Genomic DNA, 8,873 nt, shown 5'->3' with positions numbered 1-8,873 from the left:
TGTCGGCAACGCTCGAAAATGAGGCCGATCCGACGCTCGAAAACGAGGCCACCGGTTCGTGCTGCTTAGTCTGCCGTGTCTTGGGTTCTGATGCTGGGCAGGGTGTCGATGCCGCGGTTGCGTAGCCGGTAGCTGGCGCCCTTCAGGGTGAGGACGTCGGCGTGGTGGACGACGCGGTCGATCATCGCGGCGGCGACGGCCTGGTCGCCGAAGACGCCGCCCCAGCCGCTGAACGGCAGGTTCGATGTGAGGATCAGCGAGGCATGTTCGTAGCGGCTGGACACCAGCTGGAAGAACAGGTTCGCGGCGTCTTGTTCGAAGGGCAGGTAGCCGACCTCGTCGACGACGATCAGCCCGTAGCGCCGCAGCCGTGCGAGTTCGTGGGGCAGTCGGCCGGCGCGGTGGGCGTCGGTGAGCCGGGTGACCCACTCGGTCGCGGTCGCGAACAGGACCCGGTGGCCGTGGTGGGCGGCGGCGATGCCCAGGCCGGTGGCCAGGTGGGTCTTGCCGGTTCCGGGCGGTCCGAGGAGCACGACGTTGCGTGCTTCGGTGAGGAACCCGCCCGATGCCAGGGACGCGATCTGCTGCCGGACCGCGGGTTGGGCGTCCCAGTCGAACTCCTCGAGGGTCTTGCGGGAACCGAATCCGGCGGCCCGGATCCGCAGCTGGGCGCCGGATGCGTTGCGGGCGGCGACCTCGCGGTCGAGGACCGCGGCGAGGTACTCCTCGTGCGTCCAGCCGGCGTCGCGGGCGTGATCGGCCAGCCGGCCGGCCGCTTCGGTGATCCGTGGTGCCTTCAACGCCGACGCCAAGTAGGTGAGGTGCCTGAGCGCCTCGGTCGCGTCGCTCTTCGTCTTCCGAGCGCTGGTCGTCATCAGGCCACCTCCCCATCGCTCAGGCCATCGGCCGTGCCGTCAGCAGCGTCATCGGTGAGGCCGCCGTCGATGAGTCCGAAGGCACGGTCGTAGTCGGCCAGATCGCGTGCCAGCCCCTCGTCGGGATCAGCGGGCCGGGGCAGCTGGAACTGCTCGCGCAGCACCTTCGCGGCTGCGACATGAACCGGGTCGGTGATCGTCATGCCGCGCGCCCAGACCCGATCATGGGCGGCGACGAGTCGGCCTTCGTGACGCACCTCGACCCGTGCCAGGTCGGCGTGGACGTCGACGAACCGGCCGATCACGTTCGGGTCGACGGAGTAGTCGTTGCTGTCGACGCGGACGTAGTAGTCGCGTCCAAGCCGGACCCGGTTGACCCATCCCACCATCGGTGCGACCGGTGGCAGCGGCAGCATCGCCGCCCGGTCGGCATCGAGCAGGTCGGTCGGTCTGGCCTTGATCGTGCGCACCACCCGGCCGTTCGCGAGTCCCAGCCAGTCGCCGAACTGGGCGTCGAAGTCGGCCGGCGAGCTGAAGTCCCGGCCGGGCATGAAGGACGTCTCGAAGAACCCATTCCTGCGTTCGACCAGACCCTTCGACTCGGGGTCGTATGGCTTCAGCCGCTGCAGCGTGGTGGCCAGGGCGCCGGTGAACGCGCCGACGCCTTCGGCGTGCCGCTTGCCGCGGCCGATGCCGGACTCGTTGTCCCAGATCAACCGGCGTGGAACCCGTCCCATCTGCTGGAGCAGCAGCCACATCGCCAGCAGCAGATCCTGGGTGTGCCGGGTCGGGATCATCTTCGCGACCATGAACCGTGAGTGCGCCGCGGTGATCACCATGACCGGCAGCAAGGCCGTGCTGCCGTCCTCGAGCGGGATCTTCTTCGGCGGGAACCACAAGTCGCACTGCGCAGCGTCCCCGGCCAGCCAGGTCAGCCGGTCCGACGGGTCGACCGGCCTGTGTTCAGGCCGCAACTGGCGGACGTGCTCACGGAACCAGGTGATCGACCCGGTCCAGCCGACCCGCTCGGCGATCACCGTCGCCGGCATGTCCGGCGTCGTGACCAGCAGCTGCCGCACCGCTGGTTCGAACGGCGTGAACGACGTCGGCACCGCCGGCCGCTCGTACTTCGGCGGCCCGTCGGAGGCCACCGCACGCGCCACCGTCGACCGCCCGATGCCCAAGTCCCGCGCCACCTGACGCTGCGGAACACCGTCCGCCACCAGCCGCCGGATCAGAGCCCAATCCTCCACAGAGATCACCCATCCAATCTGTCTGGGTGGCCTCGTTTTCGACCGTCGCTATGGCCTCGTTTTCAAGCGTCGTCGACAGGCAGGTCAACCGGTCGTGCAATAGGGCCCGATGAGTCACGTCAAAGCCTGCGTCGATGTGTGTCGACGCTGGAAGTATGTGCACCATGCCTAAGACGTTTCGGAGGAACCTTGACGCGGATGTGATCCGAGCCGTCCGCGACTCTCATCGAACTCTGGCGGGGTGATTGCATGTACAACTTGATTATCGGCATGACCTCGGGGAACGCTGGGCCGGACCGCTTCTTCGAGTACACCGAAGACCCTCTCAGGACCATGTTCACCGACGCATCCGGGCCGGCCGTGGATCGGTTGACTAGCTTGCCGACCCTTCTTATGCCGGAGCTCCAGCAGAGCGGGGAAGCGGCAGTGGCGCGGGTCGGTCGGGTCACCTCGCTGCGCCGTGTCGGGCGCGACTACAGGTTCACGTTTGTGCCGCACCCTCACCTGCCAGCGATCCCGCTCGCGCGGGTTGTCGCGCTTAGCGACCAGCTCGGCGTGGCGAGTGAATGGGAGTGGAACCGGACGCACTGGGCAGTCAAGAACGCCGATCTCTTCGAAATCTCACACGAGTTGGTGGGTCCGGCCAGACTTGAGCCGCGCGCGTTCACGTTCCCAACTGGGCAGGCGCGCGAGCCTGACCTCGTCGCAGTCATGATGCCGTTCGCCGGGTTCGATTCGGTTTACCACGCCATCAAGAGCGCGGCGACCGATGCGGGGTTCCAGTGTCTACGGGCCGACGACATCTGGGAGCACGAGCACATCTTGGACGATGTCATCAGCCTCATCTGGCGGGCTCAGGTGATCATCTCGGACTTCACTGGCCGCAACGCGAACGTGTTCTACGAGACCGGGATCGCGCACTCGCTGGGTCGAACCGTTATCCCGATCACCCAAACTATGAGCGACGTTCCCTTCGATCTCCAAGCGATTCGCGCCCAGCGGTATTTGTCAAACGGGGAGGGGCTGGAAGCTCTTCGAGAGAAGTTGACCGCCAAGCTGGCATCCTTCAGGTGAGCCTGCCGCCGGCGTGGACCAGGGTCACAGCTCGGTGCTCGGCCACACTTACCGGGTAGCGGCGCGTGTACGACGATGGCCCGCTCGCGCTCGACAGATCGGCGTCCACAAGGCGGCGGAATGCCGCATCGACAAGCGGCTGCGGAAGACGTTCGGCAATGTGCGCCCAGACCCCAGGGGTTCATGTCGGCTCACCGCAATTTGTCGGTCGGGTTGTATCGCTACGGTGTGACAGGTCGCGCTATGCCGACCGAGCCTCGTAGCCCGCAGTGATCGGCGAGCGATACCGACCAAGAGTTAGGACCTCATGAGTTCACGTCCGCGTCTCGCGCCAGAGTATCCGTCATGGCGACGGGAGGACTTGGCGGAATCCGTATCCGCCCGACTGCGCAAGTCGCGGCTTCGACACCACGGGCGGCATCGAAAAGTAGCGGTCTCTGACGACACCTGGCCGTCCATCTTGGGCGCGCGCGGAGAGTTCCACCACTCCAATAGCTCACTTATCAACGATTGGCTCTCGGGGTGGAAGATGGTCGGATCCGAGTCGACCTCGAAGGATGTTCAAACGTCCCTGAGCGTATTCGCCGGCGTCTCGAACTCCGATGATCTTGGTTCTACGGACGGACTTCGCAACGGCGGGCCGCCTTACGTAGACGTCTCGACGCGACTGGTGCGGTACTGCCAACAGCTCGCGGACGTGTACTTGGCGTTCTGGGGACTTACTCAGCAGCCCATCTCGCACGAATCCTTTCTGGGATTTCGAGCAGCACTGTTCCAGTACTTGGGTCCCCGCGAAGATACGCCTCTGCAACTGCAAGAAATCTTCGATGCCTATGCGGATCCGATCTTCAAGACGCGAGTGGTCCACGCGGCGACGCGTTGGGCGATCGCGCATGAAATGGCTCACGCGGTGGCCACTCGGCCTGTCCGGAAGAGGTACGAGGCGCTCATCCGACCCCTATGGCCGACCCTGGACGAGGAGTGGCGTGGCGCGAGTGCCGCCGCTAGGACGAGTTACCAAGACGAAATCGCTTGCGATCTGCTTGCGGTCGATTTCGTTCTTGATAGTCCATTCGGTCGTGACGATGTCATGACTCAGGCTGGCGGGAGCCTGCTGGTGCTGATGGCGACGATCTGGGATGGGTGGCTCACGGATGCATCGGCAACATCGATGAGTCATCCCTCACCCACGCTCAGGTTCCACATCGTGAGCCAGTACTGGCTGACGAAGTTCGCGGACCGTTCCACATGGGAAAGTGCGCAAGCTCCCGGGCCTTTGGCAGTCTTAGATCATGCAATGTGGACTGTGTTCGAACGATGGTCGGCAGGTGAGTACGGCTTGGCGCGGTCCGGCGACGTCTGGCGCGACGACTACTTCGCGAAGTTGGACGAACTCGTCGAAGCAATCCCCTCAGTGACGGCGGACACGATCTACGCGATGCACTCCGACGGTGGGATCTCTCGGGTGCAGAACCGCTGACCACGAAAGTACGACGTCGGCACGCAGCATCCGCTACACGTCGATGAGTCGTCCACGCGGCGCAATGACGCGCCCCGGACGGTACGCGGCGTTAAGACGCAGTCGACCTAGTGGGCCTCCGACCTGCCGCCTCCGAGCCAGGACTACTGTCGGCGACATCGGCGGCCGCAACAAGCTGCGACGCCTGCTTGGCCAATGCATTGTCGAGGGCACCGCACACTGTGACCCACCGTTGAGCCCACCCTCGATCCCTGGACGCCTCAGCACGCGACCGCATCGTGTGCCCGATAGAACCTTTAGCGTTATCCTTGATGCGATACTTAACCACTTCGCCGCCAGCGTCGACCTGCCAATCTGAGAAGTGATTCGGGTTTGCAGTTCGTGCATCCCCCATCCATTCATCTGGAAATAGCCCCTCAACGGCAAATCCTGCGCGCACGTAGACGTACTCTTTGTTGGAGTTAAAGGGCACCCCAATGTTCTGGAAGTACGAACTCAGGTCGCTGACAGCCTTAACGCCCGCTTCGTCAGCGTCAAACAGACTTACGGTTGGCTGTTCCTTTCGCAGGATCTCGTAGTTGGCGCGCACGAAGCCCGCAAGATGCGATGCGCCGCCTCGGTCACTGATGGTGGCCGAACGAAGGGTCGGCCAGGCGCAATCTGGCCAGTCTTCGCTGATTTCCAGGAACCATCGCACGTACTCTGAATCCGTCTGTCCCTCAGTAAGGACGGCCACTCTCCCGAGCGAAAAGTAGTCCGCGAATCTCAGGCCGAGGCCCTTCCTGAGCGCAACCGTTGCCTTTTCGTGCGACGCGAAGGATGCAATTTCGGTGCATCCTTCAGAATCGAGGCTGGTTCCAATTACGCGGCGCGGATCGTGAGGCACGAACGCCATCGAGTGACTTGTCATCGCGAGCGTCGAGGAGTTTCCGAGTTTCTCCAGCAACCGAGTCGCACTGTGGGACAACTGTGGATGTAGGAATGATTCTGGCTCCTCGATGAGCCAGATCGACTTCTGCCCGCGGGTTGCCTCCATGTCGGTAACCCACTGAAGAGTCGCCATGAATGCCAGACTCTGAATTCCTTGTCCTTTTCGAGCAAATGGTGTCTTATAAGGGTCGCTCAGGTACAGGTCGAAGTCGCTCAGCATGTTTTCCATAGACCCTCCGCGAAAACCGAAGGACGCTGACAATCCTTCGACGCCGCTCGACGCGAGGGCCGTAGTGATGTTCTGCGAGACGTCGTCGAGCTTAGTCTCAATCTCGCCCAAAAGCGGTTCAAGCACGCCGACCACTACGCCTCGGATAAGTGGGGTAAGTACGTCATCGATGAGTTCATGCATGCTCTTCTCGGACGGAATAAAATGGCACTCGAACCCAGAGAGCAAATCTACTACCAACTGCTTTTGTAGGCGGCTGATCGCGGATTGGGTGGCGCCGTCTTTCGGCCGCTTCTGATTCGGAAAAAAGTTGTAAACTGGCGTGTTGGACGGCGAGAACGTTAAGTAGAGAGCGACCGTGGGATTAGTTCGACTCAGGCTGTACATTCCGTACAACTTGTCGAGTTCCTTGTATAACTCCGAATCTTCGCCCTCCGGATCACCTTCGAAATACCCGACGATGCTTGTTCGCGCGCCTTTGCCGCGAGGCGAATCGACGTCAACGTGATACCCGTGAGTGTTCTCGTGGCCAGTAAAGAACATCTGCACCGAGTGCAGGAGGTTTGTCTTCCCGGTGTTATTTGGTCCAATGATGGCCATGCTTTCGCGAAGATCCAAGAACTGTTCTTGAGTGCCAATAGTGCGAAAGTTCTTGACGCGAATCCCAGTGATTCTCACTCATGCACCCTACCTGTGCGCGTACGGGAGTGGGCGCAATGACTCGTCGGGGCGTCAGCGCACTGCGCTCGTTGCCTTCATGCAGTTGGGAGCCTCGCCCCGCCGGCGGGCGCGGAGAATCTAGTCTCGATGAGGGTGCTGTTCGCCGCGCTCCTGATGTCGGTGCGAGTCGTCGGTCGCGAGCTCGAGAAGGGTCGAACCCGGCACAACCGGGTTGGGCATGCTCTCGCCGGCGTCGCCGTGCTTGGCGCTATCCTTTCCACGGTTGCTCCTGGTCCAGTTCCCGTCAACGCCACGCGGTCTTTCGGCTTTGCGGCGAGGTGACGGCCTCCTGACCGGCCGAGGCCTGATCGAGTCACGCCGTCCGCATGAGCCGTTCCTCCTCGCCACAGGTGTCGGCACGCGCTGGCAGAATGGGCACGTGGATATCGAGGCGCTCGCGGTGAGCGAGATCAATCAAGTGATTGCCCGTTGCCCGCATCTGAAGGCGTTCATCTCCATGAATGACAAGACGCCCTTCACGGACGGGCACGTGGATCTGTACAGCGGCCTGCGGCAGAGCAAGTCGGACTGGGCGGGCAGGGTGCCGGTTCAAGTGAAGGGGCGCACCCGCCGAATGAGCAAGCAACCCAAACTGACCCATCCCATCGCCCGTCCGGATCTTCTTGCCTATCAGAAGGATTCAGGGGTGCTGTACTTAGTGGTCGCAGTCGACCCAACTACCACCAGATGCACGCCCTACTACGCCCTTCTTTCGCCGTTCGCCATCGACTCCATCCTTCGTGAGGTGCCACGCACTCAGCGGCAGGTGTCAGTCCCTCTCAAACGGCTGCCAAGCGATCCCGACGAACTCGAGCGGCTCTTCGCGCTCGCTCTGCGGACGCGCGATCAAAATGTGGCGCAGGGATTCGACCCCATCCTGCTTCAGCGCATCGAGAGTTTTACCGTGCACGCGGCGTCCGAGCTCAACTTCGACGCGCCGGTGTTCCTGGCCCCTGGTGCGAGCGACTTCGCACTCGTCCTGCACACCACTGACGGTCTATCGATCCCCCTCGATGGGCACCTACAAATCTTCCCTGCGGACTACGTTGAGCGCACCGTCGAGGTCCAGATAGGCAGTGGCCAGACCACCTATGACGCCGCGGCGGTCAAGCGCATCGATAATGTCACGTTCGAAGCACGTCTCTCTGACGGGCTCAAGCTTTCGTTCCGATCCGATCTGGGTAGGCTGTCGGCCAACGTCACCCTGACTCTAGAGCGAACGCTCCCAGGCCGCCTCAAGACATTGGAGTTCTTCACCGCCCTCCTCGACACGCAAGTAATCACCATTAAAGGCAATCCTTCTCGTGTCGAGATAACTCCCGCGGGCGACGAAAGTTGGCTGCGGAACCATCGTGATTACCTGCGCTCGCTGACCGACCTGTTCCAATATCTCGGTGTCGACTCACATCTCGTGGAGCCGGATCAGATCGATCAAACTCAAGCGAGACAACTCCAAGTGTTGCATCGCGCCTTCGTTCGCGGCGAAGAAATCGCTGACCCATCTGCCAACACTGCCCGTGTGCTACAAAAAGTAGGTCCCTGGCACCTGCTGTTCCTGATGTCGGCGGGAAGCGCGCCGGCGAAGTGGAAGTTCAGCGACCCGTTCTCCCTCGACGGCAGACAACAGTTTCGATGGAGCGCAAGCGAAAAGGGTATAGACGAGTCAATGCCCGTAACGGCTTATGACATCGTCGACGACGAGCACTTGGCGACGATGCTCAACATGCGCCTTGGCGCGATCGTTGGCGCCTATAAGGCTATCGCCGACTTCCCGAGCACTTTTAACTTGGCGAACCATCGGGTGCTGGCGCTTATCTCGGCAGCCGACGCCAGTGAGATTCGCAGACACGAACTGCTGGATGCCGCCTCCCGTCTCAACGACTGGCTGCTTGCCGAACAGAACGACCAGGCCCACCACCACATCAACGGCTGGCAGATTGACGTGCGGCGACGTGAACTGTCGACCCGAGAGCGCGGTGAGATACGCGAACTCAAGAGGAAGATCGCCCGGAGCGGGACTGACAGCGCCATCCAGTTCGAGGTCGCGTGCGCACTCTTACTCGGAGACGCTGAAGAAGTGGAGTACTTGATTGGTCAACTCGAGGAGTCGGAACTGCAACAGATGCAGGAGTGGCCCATATGGAGGCTGCGGAAAGACGTGGCTTAGCGACGGAAGCGACACCCGGCCAGAGTCCGTAATGGGTGGGCAACGCCCGCGTCACGCAAGTAGGAGTGCGGCAGCGACCTCGTAGAACGGAGCCGCCGTTGCACCAGTGGTGGGTCCCGTTGGAGACCACAACTGGGCTGTTGCG

Annotated in this window: 6 protein-coding genes; 3 read left to right on the top strand and 3 right to left on the bottom strand. The window is 62.2% G+C overall.

Annotated elements, in window-relative coordinates; genetic code table 11:
- Positions 1-65: 65 nt before the first annotated feature.
- Together istB and istA are read right to left on the bottom strand one after the other, a co-directional pair.
- Positions 66-875, bottom strand: a complete 810-nt coding sequence (gene istB / locus IEZ24_RS15240; RefSeq protein ID WP_129457159.1) for an IS21-like element helper ATPase IstB — start codon at positions 873-875, stop codon at positions 66-68.
- Positions 875-2,137, bottom strand: a complete 1,263-nt coding sequence (gene istA, locus IEZ24_RS15235; RefSeq protein ID WP_129457158.1) for an IS21 family transposase — start codon at positions 2,135-2,137, stop codon at positions 875-877. The genes istB and istA overlap by 1 nt, the downstream gene beginning before the upstream one ends.
- A 240-nt stretch (positions 2,138-2,377) precedes the next feature.
- Between istA and IEZ24_RS15230 the strand changes: the two genes are divergently transcribed.
- Both IEZ24_RS15230 and IEZ24_RS15225 read left to right on the top strand, forming a co-directional pair.
- Entirely contained in the window at positions 2,378-3,202 is an 825-nt protein-coding gene (locus IEZ24_RS15230) for a hypothetical protein (protein WP_129457146.1), read from the top strand.
- 529 nt (positions 3,203-3,731) lie between these two features.
- Positions 3,732-4,682 carry a hypothetical protein gene (locus IEZ24_RS15225; RefSeq protein WP_129457147.1) on the top strand — a complete coding sequence of 317 codons (951 nt, stop codon included), beginning with the start codon at positions 3,732-3,734 and terminating at the stop codon, positions 4,680-4,682.
- 91 nt (positions 4,683-4,773) lie between these two features.
- Here IEZ24_RS15225 and IEZ24_RS15220 read toward each other — a convergent pair whose 3' ends face one another.
- Complete coding sequence (locus IEZ24_RS15220; RefSeq protein WP_129457148.1) at positions 4,774-6,519, bottom strand: ATP-dependent nuclease; 1,746 nt, start codon at positions 6,517-6,519, stop codon at positions 4,774-4,776.
- Positions 6,520-6,940: 421 nt separating this feature from the next.
- On the opposite strand from IEZ24_RS15220, the gene IEZ24_RS22610 reads away from it, so the two are divergent.
- A complete protein-coding gene (locus IEZ24_RS22610) occupies positions 6,941-8,728 on the top strand; it encodes a hypothetical protein (protein ID WP_242498631.1) in 1,788 nt (595 codons plus the stop codon).
- Positions 8,729-8,873 lie beyond the last annotated feature (145 nt).

It is taken from the genome of Nocardioides ganghwensis, assembly GCF_014779655.1.
Classification (GTDB): Bacteria; Actinomycetota; Actinomycetes; order Propionibacteriales; family Nocardioidaceae; genus Nocardioides; species Nocardioides ganghwensis.
Note: the sequence above shows the minus strand (reverse complement) of the source record. Positions and strands in the feature narration are given on the sequence as shown.

Coding starts and splice junctions, on each gene's coding strand:
- IEZ24_RS15230 (WP_129457146.1), top strand. CDS start 2,378: ATGTACAACTTGATTATCGGCATGACCTCGGGGAACGCTGGGCCGGAC.
- istB (WP_129457159.1), bottom strand. CDS start 875: ATGACGACCAGCGCTCGGAAGACGAAGAGCGACGCGACCGAGGCGCTC.
- IEZ24_RS15225 (WP_129457147.1), top strand. CDS start 3,732: ATGGTCGGATCCGAGTCGACCTCGAAGGATGTTCAAACGTCCCTGAGC.